The 14,450-nt window shown below is 59.0% G+C and carries 9 protein-coding genes and 3 pseudogenes; 10 read left to right on the top strand and 2 right to left on the bottom strand.

Translation table 11 applies throughout. From position 1 onward, the window contains the following. Nucleotides 1-407: 407 nt before the first annotated feature. From PKO50_RS08260 to PKO50_RS08230, 7 genes and pseudogenes are all read left to right on the top strand, one after another. A complete protein-coding gene (locus PKO50_RS08260) occupies nucleotides 408-3,299 on the top strand; it encodes a ribonucleoside-diphosphate reductase subunit alpha (protein ID WP_089394613.1) in 2,892 nt (963 codons plus the stop codon). Between the two features lie 160 nt (nucleotides 3,300-3,459). Next, nucleotides 3,460-4,706 (top strand): annotated as a pseudogene (locus tag PKO50_RS08255) (ribonucleotide-diphosphate reductase subunit beta). A 330-nt stretch (nucleotides 4,707-5,036) separates the two neighbouring features. Next, nucleotides 5,037-5,408, top strand: coding sequence for a tyrosine-type recombinase/integrase (locus PKO50_RS08250; protein WP_042929798.1), 372 nt, complete (start codon nucleotides 5,037-5,039; stop codon nucleotides 5,406-5,408). A 215-nt stretch (nucleotides 5,409-5,623) separates the two neighbouring features. Further along, nucleotides 5,624-8,314 carry an AAA family ATPase gene (locus PKO50_RS08245; RefSeq protein WP_042929796.1) on the top strand — a complete coding sequence of 897 codons (2,691 nt, stop codon included), beginning with the start codon at nucleotides 5,624-5,626 and terminating at the stop codon, nucleotides 8,312-8,314. Between the two features lie 24 nt (nucleotides 8,315-8,338). Continuing rightward, on the top strand, nucleotides 8,339-10,594 hold the full coding sequence (locus tag PKO50_RS08240) for a hypothetical protein (protein WP_145923928.1): 2,256 nt from the start codon (nucleotides 8,339-8,341) through the stop codon (nucleotides 10,592-10,594). Continuing rightward, nucleotides 10,591-10,884: pseudogene (locus PKO50_RS08235) on the top strand (recombinase family protein); the annotation flags it as partial. The gene PKO50_RS08240 and the pseudogene PKO50_RS08235, both read left to right, overlap by 4 nt. Nucleotides 10,885-10,887: 3 nt before the next feature. Then, on the top strand, nucleotides 10,888-11,088 hold the full coding sequence (locus tag PKO50_RS08230; RefSeq protein WP_116424772.1) for a DUF4158 domain-containing protein: 201 nt from the start codon (nucleotides 10,888-10,890) through the stop codon (nucleotides 11,086-11,088). Nucleotides 11,089-11,331: 243 nt separating this feature from the next. Here PKO50_RS08230 and PKO50_RS08225 read toward each other — a convergent pair whose 3' ends face one another. After that, nucleotides 11,332-11,523 carry a hypothetical protein gene (locus tag PKO50_RS08225; RefSeq protein ID WP_153562516.1) on the bottom strand — a complete coding sequence of 64 codons (192 nt, stop codon included), beginning with the start codon at nucleotides 11,521-11,523 and terminating at the stop codon, nucleotides 11,332-11,334. A 250-nt stretch (nucleotides 11,524-11,773) separates the two neighbouring features. Between PKO50_RS08225 and PKO50_RS08220 the strand changes: the two genes are divergently transcribed. The 3 genes from PKO50_RS08220 (at nucleotide 11,774) to PKO50_RS08210 (ending at nucleotide 14,016) form a co-directional block, all read left to right on the top strand. Beyond that, nucleotides 11,774-12,109 carry a transposase gene (locus PKO50_RS08220; protein ID WP_275628599.1) on the top strand — a complete coding sequence of 112 codons (336 nt, stop codon included), beginning with the start codon at nucleotides 11,774-11,776 and terminating at the stop codon, nucleotides 12,107-12,109. Then, a complete protein-coding gene (tnpB, locus tag PKO50_RS08215; protein WP_028629613.1) occupies nucleotides 12,106-12,441 on the top strand; it encodes an IS66 family insertion sequence element accessory protein TnpB in 336 nt (111 codons plus the stop codon). The genes PKO50_RS08220 and tnpB overlap by 4 nt, the downstream gene beginning before the upstream one ends. Nucleotides 12,442-12,504: 63 nt before the next feature. Further along, nucleotides 12,505-14,016, top strand: a complete 1,512-nt coding sequence (locus tag PKO50_RS08210) for an IS66 family transposase (protein WP_042913351.1) — start codon at nucleotides 12,505-12,507, stop codon at nucleotides 14,014-14,016. A gap of 21 nt (nucleotides 14,017-14,037) precedes the next feature. Here the strand turns inward: PKO50_RS08210 and PKO50_RS08205 are convergent. After that, nucleotides 14,038-14,283 (bottom strand): annotated as a pseudogene (locus tag PKO50_RS08205) (hypothetical protein); the annotation flags it as partial. Nucleotides 14,284-14,450: the final 167 nt, after the last annotated feature.

Below are 14,450 nucleotides of genomic sequence, written 5' to 3'. Positions count from 1 at the left end.
CCCCGTTGCGGATAACCCCTACATGTTGGGTCCGCAACCTGGAACCGGACACAAGAAGAAAGACGCAGTCGCGAGCCTTTTCCACGGCTCCTCCGGTTCCCCCAGCAGCTGCATCCAGGCGTACGGAAGTCCGACGCGGCGCAGGCCGCAAAGGAGTGATCGATGTCGATGGCCATGCGGTACGGGTGTTGCAACCGATCGGTCAACACCACTAGGTATTGTGGTTCCGGCCCGTAAAGCCGGACACCCGACTTGGGCCAGGGAGGCGCTTGAGTCCCCATCCCCTGCTCCAGACGTTTTTTGCGCGGCCGGCCACGCCGGACGCACACGCTCTTTTTGCTCTTTTTTCGGGACGGCGCCCGGCGCCGGTAACAGAACCCATTACGAGAACGTGGAGACACCCACCCATGCAAATCGACACCACTCGCGAGAACCCGCAGGCCGCAGCGCCGCAGGCCGCCGAATCCGCCCAGGATCTGGCCGCCACCGCGCCCGGCCAGCTGCGCGTGATCAAGCGCAACGGCACCGTAGTCCCCTACACCGATGACAAGATCACCGTAGCCATCACCAAGGCGTTCCTCGCCGTGGAAGGCGGCACCGCTGCCGCCTCGTCGCGCATCCATGAAACCGTCGCGCGCCTGACCGAGCAGGTCACCGCGACCTTCAAGCGCCGCATGCCGTCCGGTGGCACCATCCACATCGAAGAAATCCAGGACCAGGTCGAACTGGCCCTGATGCGCGCCGGCGAACAGAAGGTCGCCCGCGACTACGTGATCTACCGCGAAGCCCGCGCCGCCGAGCGCAAGACCGCCAGCGCCGCCGGCGAAGTCGCCCAGCCGCACCCGAGCATCCGCATCACCAAGGCCGACGGCAGCACCCAGCCGCTGGACATGGGCCGCCTGCAGACCATCATCCGCGAAGCCTGCGAAGGCCTGGCCGAGGTCGACGGCGGCCTGATCGAGCGCGAGACCCTGAAGAACCTGTACGACGGCGTGGCCGAGAAGGACGTCAACACCGCCCTGGTGATGACCGCCCGCACCCTGGTGGAGCGCGAGCCGAACTACTCCTACGTCACCGCCCGCCTGCTGATGGACACCCTGCGCGCCGAAGCCCTGGGCTTCCTCGGCGTGGTCGAGAGCGCCACCCACCACGAGATGGCCGACCTCTACGCCAAGGCCCTGCCGGCATACGTCGAGAAGGGCGTGGAGTTCGAGCTGCTCGATCCCAAGCTGAAGACCTTCGACCTGGCCAAGCTGGGCGCCGCGCTGAACCACGAGCGCGACCAGCAGTTCACCTACCTGGGCCTGCAGACCCTCTACGACCGCTACTTCATCCACAAGGACGGCATCCGCTTCGAACTGCCGCAGGTGTTCTTCATGCGCGTGGCCATGGGCCTGGCCATCGAAGAGCCGCAGAAGGAAGAACGCGCCATCGAGTTCTACAACCTGCTGTCGTCCTTCGACTACATGTCGTCCACCCCCACCCTGTTCAACGCCGGCACCCTGCGCCCGCAGCTGTCGTCCTGCTACCTGACCACCGTGCCGGACGACCTGTCGGGCATCTACAGCGCCATCCACGACAACGCCATGCTGTCGAAATTCGCCGGCGGCCTGGGCAACGACTGGACCCCGGTGCGCGCGCTGGGCTCCTACATCAAGGGCACCAACGGCAAGTCCCAGGGCGTGGTTCCGTTCCTGAAAGTGGTCAACGACACCGCCGTGGCCGTGAACCAGGGCGGCAAGCGCAAGGGCGCCGTGTGCGCCTACCTGGAAACCTGGCACCTGGACATCGAGGAATTCCTCGAGCTGCGCAAGAACACCGGTGACGACCGCCGCCGCACCCACGACATGAACACCGCGAACTGGATTCCCGACCTGTTCATGAAGCGCGTGTTCGAAGACGGCACCTGGACCCTCTTCTCCCCGGCCGACGTCCCCGACCTGCACGACCTCTACGGCAAGGCCTTCGAAGAGCGCTACGAGTACTACGAAGCCCTGACCCAGTACGGCAAGCTGAAGCTGCACAAGGTCGTCCAGGCCAAGGACCTGTGGCGCAAGATGCTCTCCATGCTGTTCGAGACCGGCCACCCGTGGCTGACCTTCAAGGACCCGTGCAACCTGCGCAGCCCGCAGCAGCACGTGGGCGTGGTGCACAGCTCGAACCTGTGCACCGAGATCACCCTGAACACCAACAAGGACGAGATCGCAGTCTGCAACCTGGGCTCGGTGAACCTGGTCAACCACATCGTCGACGGCAAGCTCGACGTCGAGAAGCTCGGCCGCACCGTCAAGACCGCGGTCCGCATGCTCGACAACGTCATCGACATCAACTACTACTCGGTGCCCCAGGCGGAGAACTCCAACCTCAAGCACCGTCCGGTGGGCCTGGGCATCATGGGCTTCCAGGACGCCCTGTACCTGCAGCACATCGCCTACGGCTCCGACGCCGCCATCGACTTCGCCGACAAGTCCATGGAAGCCATCAGCTACTTCGCCATCCAGGCCTCCTGCGACCTGGCCGAGGAGCGCGGCGCCTACGAGTCCTTCGACGGCTCGCTGTGGTCGCAAGGCATCCTGCCGATCGACTCGCAGAAGCTGCTGATCGAGGCCCGCGGCGCCAAGTACATCGAAGTCGACCAGAGCGAGAGCCTGGACTGGGCCCCGGTGCGCGAGCGCGTGCGCAAAGGCATCCGCAACTCGAACATCATGGCCATCGCGCCGACCGCGACCATCGCCAACATCACCGGCGTGTCGCAGTCCATCGAGCCGACCTACCAGAACCTGTACGTGAAGTCGAACCTCTCCGGCGAGTTCACCGTGATCAACCCCTACCTGGTACGCGACCTGAAAGCCCGCGGCCTGTGGGACCCGGTCATGGTCAACGACCTGAAGTACTACGACGGCTCCGTGCAGCAGATCGAGCGCATCCCGCAGGACCTCAAGGACCTGTACGCCACCGCGTTCGAGGTCGAGACCAAGTGGATCGTCGACGCCGCCAGCCGCCGCCAGAAGTGGATCGACCAGGCCCAGTCGCTGAACCTGTACATCGCCGGCGCCTCGGGCAAGAAGCTCGACGTGACCTACCGCATGGCCTGGTACCGCGGCCTGAAGACCACCTACTACCTCCGTGCCCTGGCCGCCACCAGCACCGAGAAGTCCACCATCAACACCGGCAAGCTGAACGCCGTGAGCTCGGTGATTGACGAAGGCCTGCAAGCCGCCCCGGCCGCTGCCCCGCAGCCGGCCCCGGTGCCCAAGGCCTGCAGCATCGACAACCCGGACTGCGAAGCCTGCCAATAAGAGCAGCGGCAAGCTGCAAGCGACAGGCCGCAAGCCGTCCGCAGTTGCCTTAACGTGCTCGACGACGGTGAAGCCAGGTGCGCCCTGGCTTCACCGGCAACACCAAACCTCTTGTAGCTTCAAGCTTGTGGCTTGTAGCTGCGACTGAAAGGAGCCCCCAATGCTGAGCTGGGACGAATTCGACAAAGAAGACCCCACCGAAGCCAAGGCCGCCCGGCCGTGGCCAAGGCCGCCGCCCAGGCCGCCGACAAGCTGGACGACGAAGCCGCCGGCTCCGTGGAAGAAGCCCGCGCCGTCTCCGCCAGCGACTCCGACGCGGTCGCCCGCGCCAAGCAGGCCCTGGACGCCCTGGACATCCAGGAAGGCCTGGACGACCTCGAAGGCTCCGCCGCCCGCGTACAGGTCGGCGACAAGCAGATGATCAACGCCCGCGCCGACCTCAACCAGCTCGTACCCTTCAAGTACGACTGGGCCTGGCAGAAGTACCTGGATGGTTGCGCCAACCACTGGATGCCGCAGGAAGTGAACATGAACGCCGACATTGCCCTGTGGAAGAGCAAGGACGGCCTGAGCGAAGACGAGCGCCGCATCGTCATGCGCAACCTCGGCTTCTTCTCCACCGCCGACTCCCTGGTGGCGAACAACCTGGTGCTGGCGGTGTACCGCCTGATCACCAACCCCGAATGCCGCCAGTACATCCTGCGCCAGGCCTTCGAAGAGGCGATCCACACCCACGCCTACCAGTACTGCATCGAGTCGCTGGGCATGGACGAGGGCGAGATCTTCAACATGTACCACGAGATCCCGAGCGTCGCGAAGAAAGCGTCCTGGGGCCTGAAGTACACCCGCTCGATCTCCGACCCGCAGTTCCAGACCGGCACCCCGGAAACCGACCGCCAGTTCCTGCGCAACCTGATCGCCTACTACTGCGTGCTGGAAGGCATCTTCTTCTACTGCGGCTTCACCCAGATCCTCTCCATGGGCCGCCGCAACAAGATGACCGGCACCGCCGAGCAGTTCCAGTACATCCTGCGCGACGAATCCATGCACCTGAACTTCGGCATCGACGTGATCAACCAGATCAAGATCGAAAACCCGCACCTGTGGGATGCCCAGATGAAGGACGAAGCCACGCAGATGATCCTGCAGGGCACCCAGCTGGAAATCGAATACGCACGCGACACCATGCCGCGCGGCGTCCTGGGCATGAACGCAGCAATGATGGAGGACTACCTCAAGTTCATCGCCAACCGCCGCCTGACCCAGATCGGCCTGAAGGAAGAATACCCGGGCACCAGCAACCCCTTCCCGTGGATGAGCGAAATCATGGACCTGAAGAAGGAAAAGAACTTCTTCGAGACCCGCGTGATCGAGTACCAGACCGGCGGCGCGCTGAGCTGGGACTGACGGAAGTAGTCGTCATTTTTCACTAAGAATTGGAATTTATTCACTTCAAAGTGGAATAAACGCACCAAATGAGTGCGGAGTGTAACAAGCAAGAACCTTGGAGCCGTTAAGGATGGCGGTGAAGAGGAGCAGTCGAAAGGGCCGGAGTGCTGCTATGCACACCGGCCTTTTTTTGATGATGCCCGCCAAACGCAAGCGTCCGCCACACACCGAAAAATCTAAGCGGGCGTGGCCTATGTGTATAAAGCCACTCCCGGCACATCGCAGACAGGCTGCGTACGAGACTGAACGCTAGACTCAGACTGCCGCAGGAAAGGAGTCACCAGATGGATGCCAAGAACCTCGAAGTTCGCCGGCATGGCGCGCGGGGCCGTGTTTCGCCGCCTGGATCGCTGGGGGCACCTGAACAACAAGGCGCTGCACCCCGGCAGCCTGATCAGCCTGCTACGCCAGATATTGTTGCGCGCCGGTGTCCCGGCTGAGCTGTACACCAGTCATTCGCTGAGCCGCGGCTTCGCCACCTGGGCCACGGCCAATGGCTGGGATCTCAAAGCGCTGATGACCTACGTGGGCTGGAAGGACATTAAATCAGCGATGCGCTACACCGACCCGGCGATCTCCTTCGGTAGCCTCGCGGCGAGGCCAGCATTGGAATCCTCTGTGGGCACTTCGACGCATTTGCTCGCTCACATCGACAGGTGACAGGAGTGAAGGCACAGGGATAACTGATCGATCTGATTCCGGGGGGCGATGCTATGGCGCCTGGCAACAACCAGTTCGGGACGGATACCGAGGCAGAAGCATGCGGTATTTCTTGTGCGTAGCGGTCAGCTGATGGCCTCGATCTACCCCAGATGGCTACTTGCCATTTGTGCAGCCTCGTCCTTTAATCGGGTGCCCAGGCAAAGGAGACTGCTATGTCATTGCTGGACGAGATCATCGCGTGGACTGGTGGACTTAGGCCCTGGCAACAAGAGGCACTGCGCCGGATTTTTACGCGGCCCGAACTCGCCCAAGATGACATCGAAACCATCCTGCAAATGGTTCGCGAGCAAGAACGGGAAAATGCGACCACAGGGGCCACCAAACCATTCACATTGGATGACGTTCCGGGGGCCTGCAGTGGCGCCACCGTGCGACTGACCGGTGTCTCCGGGCTGGATCAGGTCAACGGTTTCCCTTCTGGTCGAGCATTTGACCTCGTGCCGGAGGGCATGACCATCTTTTTTGGTCACAACGGGGCCGGCAAATCCGGCTATGCCCGCGTCTTCAAGAACGCCTGCAAAGCCCGACATCGAGTGGAGGTGCTGCCCAACGCCTTTGGGGCCGCAACTCCACCTCGGCCTCCATCTGCTGAATTCTCCATCCTGGTGGATGGCACGCCGGAAACTGCGCGTTGGGTTCAGAGCGGGCCAGCCCATCCACATTTGAGCGCGGTATCGGTATACGACGTAGCCTGTGCCAACGACTATATCGATGCGGAAGGCACCCCGGCATTTCAGCCATACGGACTGATCCACCTGACGCGCCTGGTCCTGCTGCAGCGCGACTTGCAGACCCGGATTGGAGCTGAGCGCAATGCGTTGGTTCTGGATTCCCAGCAGTTCGAGCCGCTGAAGGGTAATACCGAAGTCGGCCGTTACATCGCCAGCCTGGGGGCAGACTCGGATCGCGCAGTACTGGTTCGATTGGGAACGCTCACTGACGAGGAACTCCGAAGGCTTGAGTTTCTGAAGCGGACACTGCTGGAAACCGATCCTACTCCCCAAGCGCTGGCCTTGGAGCGCCTGGCGACCCGCCTGGACCAAGCGCAACGCCGTGCCGAGGCGGCACAACGATGGGTGGGTGACCGGGCCATTGCGAGGGCAAAGGAACTCATCACCGCGGAAAAAGCTGCACACCTCGCCATGCAACTAGCACAAGCGCGCCTCCAGGGGCGGGGGACACAGGACACCACGGAACCACCAACATTGGCTTCACACACCGCCACTCTGTTAGAGGGCACCGGCGATGTGCTTTGGCAAACGATGTACCGGGCCGCTGAAGCCTTCTCTCAGCGGGCAGCATATTCCGGACATTTATTCCCGCACCTGGAACTCGACGCACGCTGCGTGCTCTGCCAGCAACCCTACTCAGTCGATGCAGCGGAACGCATGCGGCGTTTTGCAGCTTTTATCTCGGATACTGCGACAGCAGATGCACAAACAGCCAACGATGCCCGTATGACCGCTCTGGGGAAAGTGAAGGCCGTTGACCTCAGCATCCTGGATGCGCCCACGCTGGCTGAAGTGGCGGAGCGGCTCCCCGATCTACACGCCACCATTACTACAGCGGCCTCGGTTTGGGCCGTCCGGCACACTTGGGTCAGTCAAACATTGGAAGCGGGAGACTGGTCTCCTGAATCAGAGCCACTTTCACCGGAAGCGAACCTAGACAGTGAGTTCGCCAGCAAGGCTGCTTCGCTGCGCGCTGACGCCAGTACCCTCCGGACCTCCACCGATCCTGCTGTGCGTTTAGCGCTGAGCCAAGAACTGGCAGACCTGGATGCGCGTCAGCGCCTTTCCGGCCAGCTCGGCGCGGTGGAGCGCTTCATTCAGGACAAGCAGACTCATGCTGTGTTAAGCCGCTGTCATGCAGCCCTAAATCCTGGAACGGTATCACGCAAGCTGACGGCTCTGGCCGCGACGTATGTAACCGAGGCATTGGCCGCCGCCATGAATGCCGAATTGAAAGCCTTGGGCTATAAACGCCGAGTGCAACCCGACCTGACCGGACGCACGGAGCTGGGGGTGACCAAGGTTACCCTACGCCTGCAGGAAATCACGGCGAAGGCTTCTAAAGTGCTTTCCGAGGGGGAACAGCGTGCTTTGGGGATGGCCATGTTCATCGCCGAACTCGAATCTCTGCCACATACCTCGACGGTCATTTTTGACGACCCCTCAACCTCTCTAGACCATGTTTATCGTCGGGCCATCGCTCGGCGTTTGGTTGCGCTAGCCGAGACCCGCCAGGTGTTGGTGTTCACACATGACGCGGTATTCCTGACCGAACTGGCCATGGCACTTCAGCGCGCTGATCGCCCGGCCAGTTACAAGACCATTGGTTGGGATGAGTCGCCAGGACTGGTAAGCGAAGGGCTAACATGGGCCACGATGGACACCAAAGCCCGCCTGGCTGATCTGCGTGATCGTGCGAAAGCGTTGAGCGCTCCGGAAGACAGCTACCCGGATGATGAACTTGAGCGGCAAATCGCTGCGGGCTACTCAAGCCTCAGAGGTACCGTCGAGCGCGCCATCCGGGAAGTTTTCCTGAACAATACGGTTCAACCGTTCAGCGACGTGGTGAGCGTCGAGGCCTTTGGCGCCGTCATCGGCCACCCTGCAGATGAGTGGGAGAAGATGCTGGCGGTTTATGCTCGGGCTTGTGAAGCCACTGAGGCCCATGACACCCCGGGTGAACGCCAACTGCCACTGCCCACGCGCGAGGAATTGCACAGCGACATCACTCTGATCTTGGAGCTAATCAACGAAGCGGCCAAGCGGCGAACCGCCTACGAAAACCTACGCAGGGAACGAACCGCACAACGCAAGAAGCTTTTCGGTGGCTAGTGAGTAATTGAAAAGGATTTTCAAATGACAAGAAAATCATATGTAAGTGAATCTGATTTAGCGGAGCGGATTTTTGAAGAAGAACATTTTCGAGATATAAGATTCGCTATCAGTTATTTTATCCCGCACTTTCGTGAGTACAATACGGAAACTTTCTTTCTAGCGTATTGGCCTGAAGTTGTAAAATCCAGATGGCTGTTAGATTTTGCAGCAAAACTTCCATTTGATGTAAGAGAGATCAAGGCCAGTAGGAAAAGCGTGGCAACTGCTAGAGCTTCTGGCATAACTAGCTTTGTGTGCATACCAGTTAATATCGAGTCAATGTACACGCACGCAAAGTCAACTCCAGTATTAAAAATAGTGCTATCCGACGAGCGAATGTATCTCCCCGTCAAAGACTTCCTCTCGAGCGAGTACGGGAATGGGTTCTTGCACATATCTACCGCAAAATCAGCGAGCAAGGAAGAAAGGGATTTTAGTCCAAGAAAAATAGGTAACTATGCCATAGCAAGAGCTCTTGCTCTTCTAGAAGACGGTAGAGTGCCGCAAGAGTTTTTTGAGGCAGTAAGTGAAGTGCTAGGGCCCAAGAAAAAGTCTTGGAAGCGATTAGCTTTCCCTGGCTATCGTCATGGGCTGACATATGCAAATGAATTGATAGCCGAAAGTTTATGCTTGGACATTGTCCGCGAGGGGAGACTCATGCCCAGCGGCAATGAAAACTACATCCCGGCGATACTACGTAGTAGTCGAGCGCTATGGGGGAGCAGATCGAGCCTGACAGATAACGCTTCTACTGAAAACCGTTTATGTATCAGTGTAGAGCCGATTCTATGGAGAATCTACAAGGTAGATTTAGATAAGCTATTCCCTGATGGCTCTCTAAAAAAAGAACTTGTCGCCGCCCTCAGAATCTATGTTAACTCAGCTGTAAAGTCTGAGAATTACATTAGAAGATTGGTTGGCTATCAATCAGAAGCGATAGCTGCCATAACCTCAGATTCTGTGGGGAAAACTTTTATTTCGCTACATCGGCAAGAGCTTGAGTTGTTCAATATCTCCTTGGGCATATTGGGCTTGTCTGATTTATTTCCGATCATCCGAATTGAGCCTAAAATAAATAAGATCAAAGGCGATTTAATCAATCTAGCCAATTGCGCCAGAGGGAATGGCTGTCATGCCAATTTTAAATTAAACAAGCTCGGAATGACACTTAAGGAGCGAATGCTCTTGTTGGTTGACAAGCGATTTTTGTCTTTTTTTAAAGAAAAGCTTCCCGAGTTTTCCGGGGTGTCTATAGTAACTGATTTACCACTTGAATGGCTTCCGCTGAGGGGGTTGCCATTGATGTTAAGATGTGACGTCAGCCGGATACCAGCAACTCCAGGCAATATAAACTTACTCCAAACCCTTAGAAGTCGACATAAGACAATAGCTCTCTCTGACTTTGATGAGATATTGATTGTTCGATCTTTCTCGGAAAGCGACAAAATCAAATACACTCTTGAAACCACTCTTCAGCATTGGACCAACATGCATGAGGAATATCCAAAATACAGGATTGTTGATATTGAGTCATCTGAAGAATTTGTTGCTATAATTAATAGCTTCAAAGGGGCGCTGATGATTTTTGATGGTCACGGCTCACTAAAAACAGATTCTGCTATGGGCTCAATTATAGTTGGGGGCGAGGAATTAAATGTTTGGGAGTTACAGAGCCAGATCAATATGCCTCCTATTGTATTGCTCAGTGCTTGCGATACTATTCCAGTAGATGGCGGACACGGAGCAACCGCTAGCGGTATGCTTGCACTAGGAGCTATGACAGTGCTTGGAACGCTTCTACCTGTGAACGCTGTTCAATCCGCCTCCTTCATTGCTCGACTTCTATTCCGCATGTCAATGCTGCTTCCAATGGTGGTAAAAAATGTAAGCTACATGCCTTGGCGAGGGCTCATGAGCGGAATGCTGCGAATGACTTTTTGCACAGAGCTAATCGAAAATTTAATTAATGAGGCAAAAATAATTAATATAATAGATCGCCCCGGCATTCAACTGATTGCAAATAATGCTATTAACTCTATGTCTGCTGACTGGTATGAACAGGTTGTTGCGGAGATTTGTAAAAGATCAGTCGCTGAGGAAAAGGAGACTGTAGAGCGGTGCAAGTTTTGGGGAAGCATGGTAGATACCTTGAAATATACTCAGCTTGGGCGGCCTGAAAATATAAAACTGAGATCGAAAAATATTCACGAAGCTGCCGATCTCCTCATGAACTCCTGAAGGAGGGCCTAGTATTCGCTGGTGAGGACTCGCCGATGACCAACCTAATGCTGTCGATGATGGGGGCCTTTGCTGAATTCGAGCGCACCCTGATCCGTGATCGGCAGCGCGAAGGTATTGTCCTGACGAAGCAACGCGGCGCGTATCGGGGCCGCAAGAAAGCCCTGTCCGACGAGCAAGCTGTTACCCTGCGGCAGCGGGTGAGGGCCGGCCAGTCCAAGGCGCAACTCGCCCGTGAATTCAACATCAGCCGGGAAACCCTCTATCAGTACCTCCGCACGGACGATTGATACATGCCGCGTCGCTTGATCCTCTCAGCCACGGGGCGGGATAGCCTGCTCGCGCTGCCGGAAAGCCAGGATGACCTGGTCCGTTACTACACCTTCAACGACTCCGATCTGTCGCTGATTCGCCAGCGGCGCGGCGACGCCAACCGCTCGCCAGGTACTGAGGTCAACTATGGCCCATGTCCTCGTCACGTGATGTCATCGTAGGTATTTTGACGTGCGGTTCTCGCATGCGACTCCGAACTCGAGATCAGTCGCTCATTAGTAACGGTACTCTTGCGGCGAAAAGCGCCCCTTGCAGCCAAACAGCAACTTGGCCGTGAACTTTTCCAGGCAGGCCATCCACCTCCGCTGGTGCATGCTGCTCGAAGTATGCCCGCTGCGCCTCAGGCAGGGTGGCGCGGTGCGCCAGGTAGGCCGCCACCGTCATAGCCGCGAACGTCATAACGCTCATCCACGGAGCGCAAGACAGTGCGATAGGTGGCTGCGACGATAGGCAATGATCTGGTCGGCAAACACGGCAGGGCTGAGGCCAAAGATCTCGGCATAGTGCTCAACCGAATAGGGCGCCTCGTTCGTGGGACGCAGGCAGTCGATCAGCTCGGCGACCGATAGCGCCGCTGGCTGGAGTACTCCCTTCATGGCTTATTCCTCCTGCCGCCTTTCGCTCACCGCATATCCGCATGCCAGCGCTGGGCAAAGCCCTCGTAGCAGGAAATCAGGAGGTCGTGCTACCGCAGTCATTGAAGAAATCATCGCGAGCAAGGCGTCCAAAATGGCTGAGCTCTTGTAAGCGTCCGGCCAACACACCTCCCCGGTTCTTCCAGCTAGCGGCATGGTGTCCACCTGTTTTTGGTGGACACCATTTCAAGCCCCTTGTGGAGGATCTCCTGTGCCAGGCCAACGCCGCTCCTATCCCAAATCCTTCAAGGCCCAGGTCGTCGATGAGTGTACCCAGCCCGGCGCCTCGGTTGCCGGTGTAGCCTTGAGCCACGGCCTCAACGCCAATCTCGTGCACAAGTGGATTCGCCGCCAGCAGGCACAGCTGCCCGCTGTACCCTCAAGTTTTATTCCGATTCCTCTCGTCCCGAGCCTGCCGGCTACCCCGAGTGCGGCCGACATGGCCATCCAGATCGCCATTCCCCATCGGGCCGGCAAGCTGTCAGTGCAGTGGCCGGGCAACGACCCTGAAGGCTGCGCCCGCTTCCTGCGCGAGTTGCTGAAGTGATCCGCATCGAGCGCATCTGGCTCGCCACCGAGCCGCTGGACATGCGCGCCGGCACTGAAACAGCGTTGGCCCGGGTGGTTCAGGTGTTCGGTGCGGCGCAGCCGCACTGTGCCTACCTGTTCACCAACAAGCGCGCCAACCGGATGAAGGTGCTGGTGCACGATGGCTTCGGCATCTGGCTGGCCGCTCGGAGGCTGAATAAGGGTCGCTTCGTCTGGTCGGGCAATTGGCAGGGACAGCAGTTGGAACTCAGCCCCGAGCAGTTGCAGGCCCTGGTGGTCGGCCTGCCTTGGCAGCGTCTTGGGCCTGATGCCGAGATCAGGCTCCTGTAACTGGGGTGCAATTAGGCCAATGGCCTATCGTCGAGGGGGCCAGAAATTCGCACACTCGGCGCCATGAATTCTGCCGCTTTCGATCATCTGACGCCTGAGCAACTGCGCCAACTGGCCGCGCAGTTGAGTCAGCGCATCGATCATCTGGAAACGCTCAACCAGCGGTTGAACCACGAACTCGCCGTGCTGCGGCGCCACCGCTTCGCCCGCCGTAGCGAGCAGCTCAATGCCGACCAGCTCAACTTGCTGGATGAGATGATCGAGGCTGACATCGCCGCCATCGAGGCAGAGCTTGAAGCGGCGCGCCCGGCCGCAGCCAAGCGTGAGCTACGGCAGCAGCCCAAGCGGGCGCCTCTGCCAGCCGAACTGCCGCGCACGCTGATACTCCATGAGCCGGACAGCACCCAGTGTGCCTGCGGCTGCCAACTCAAGCGCATCGGCGAAGACGTCAGCGAGAAGCTCGACTACACCCCGGGCACCTTCACCGTCGAGCGGCATATCCGTGGCAAGTGGGTCTGCGCCAAGTGTGAAACATTGATCCAGGCCCCGGTGCCTGCGCAGGTGATCGACAAGGGCATCCCGACTGCCGGGCTACTGGCTCAGGTCATGGTGGCCAAGTTCGCCGATCACCTGCCGCTGTACCGTCAGGAAAAGATCTTCGCCCGCGCCGGGCTGGCCATCGCGCGCTCCACGCTGGCGCAATGGGTCGGCGCTTGCGGTGCCCAACTGCAACCCCTGGTCGATGCCCTGCGCGACTGCCTGCTCCAGCAGGACATTATCCTCGCCGACGAAACCCCAGTGCAGATGCTCGCCCCGGGCACGAAGAAAACCCAGCGGGCTTACGTCTGGGCCTATGCACCCAGTCCCTTCGCCGATCTCAAGGCAGTGGTCTACGACTTCAGGCCGAGCCGGGCCGGTGAGCACGCGCGCAGCTTCCTGGGCGATTGGCAAGGCAAACTGGTCTGCGACGACTTCGCCGGCTACAAGGCCAGCTTCGAGCAAGGCGTGACCGAGATCGGCTGCATGGCCCATGCACGGCGCAAGTTCTTCGACCTGCATGCCGCCAACCAGAGCCAACTGGCCGAGCAGGCCCTCCAGTACATCGGACAGTTGTACGAGGTGGAGCGTGAAGGGCGAGAGCTGCTCGCCGAAGAGCGACGGCAACTGCGCCAGGACAAGGCCAGGCCGATCATCGAGGGCCTGCATAGCTGGATGCTTGGGCAGCGGCAGAAGGTGCCGGAAGGCAGCGCGATCGCCAAGGCACTCGACTACAGCCTCAAGCGCTGGGCAGCGTTGGTGCGTTACCTGGATGACGGCAACCTGCCCATCGACAACAACTGGATCGAGAACCAGATCCGCCCCTGGGCCCTGGGGCGCTCCAACTGGCTGTTTGCCGGCTCGCTGCGCAGTGGCCAGCGTGGCGCAGCTTTGATGACGCTGATCCAGTCAGCCCGCCTGAACGGGCACGATCCGTACGCCTACCTGAAGGACGTGCTCATGCGCCTGCCGACGCAGAAGGCCAGCGCCCTGACCGAGCTGCTGCCGCATAACTGGGTACCCGCCGGCAAGGTGTGATGCCCGTTCGCTTACGAGCTCTTGGTCCTCATCGCCGAACATGAAGCTCACCATGCGCTCTCGCCTGAGCCCGGAAAGCACCCTAAAAAAGCAGGGCTCGCACAGATGGACCTCATAGCGCTCACCATCATGGGACGAGCCATAACCCCAACTGGCGCGAAGAGTACCAAATTGCAATCCATACCCTTCAACACGCGTGCTATCGCCACAAACGTCGCATAGGACATCTCTGACCGATTCGGTCTGTTCCATAGCTGTGATCTTCATTGAGAACCTCCTGCTCGGGTACATGTACGACATCGTTTATCCGACACACGATACTCCTTCAGGTGCCTTGCACGGTGGGGTTATGTGCTCCCCGAAAACGGCCCTTCGGTGCTCCGGACCAGCGGCAGAACTCAGCAGAGATTTTCACACAGCTTGGGCCGCATTCA

Origin of the sequence: Pseudomonas sp. 273 (assembly GCF_029201425.1) — a bacterium.
In the GTDB taxonomy this organism is placed as follows: domain Bacteria; phylum Pseudomonadota; class Gammaproteobacteria; order Pseudomonadales; family Pseudomonadaceae; genus Pseudomonas; species Pseudomonas delhiensis.
Note: the sequence above shows the minus strand (reverse complement) of the source record. Positions and strands in the feature narration are given on the sequence as shown.

Bases quoted from the DNA above. Each gene is read 5' to 3' on its own strand.
- PKO50_RS08260 (WP_089394613.1), top strand. From the start codon at position 408: ATGCAAATCGACACCACTCGCGAGAACCCGCAGGCCGCAGCGCCGCAG.
- PKO50_RS08240 (WP_145923928.1), top strand. From the start codon at position 8,339: ATGACAAGAAAATCATATGTAAGTGAATCTGATTTAGCGGAGCGGATT.
- PKO50_RS08210 (WP_042913351.1), top strand. From the start codon at position 12,505: ATGAATTCTGCCGCTTTCGATCATCTGACGCCTGAGCAACTGCGCCAA.
- PKO50_RS08230 (WP_116424772.1), top strand. From the start codon at position 10,888: ATGCCGCGTCGCTTGATCCTCTCAGCCACGGGGCGGGATAGCCTGCTC.
- PKO50_RS08245 (WP_042929796.1), top strand. From the start codon at position 5,624: ATGTCATTGCTGGACGAGATCATCGCGTGGACTGGTGGACTTAGGCCC.
- PKO50_RS08225 (WP_153562516.1), bottom strand. From the start codon at position 11,523: ATGAAGGGAGTACTCCAGCCAGCGGCGCTATCGGTCGCCGAGCTGATC.
- PKO50_RS08250 (WP_042929798.1), top strand. From the start codon at position 5,037: ATGCCAAGAACCTCGAAGTTCGCCGGCATGGCGCGCGGGGCCGTGTTT.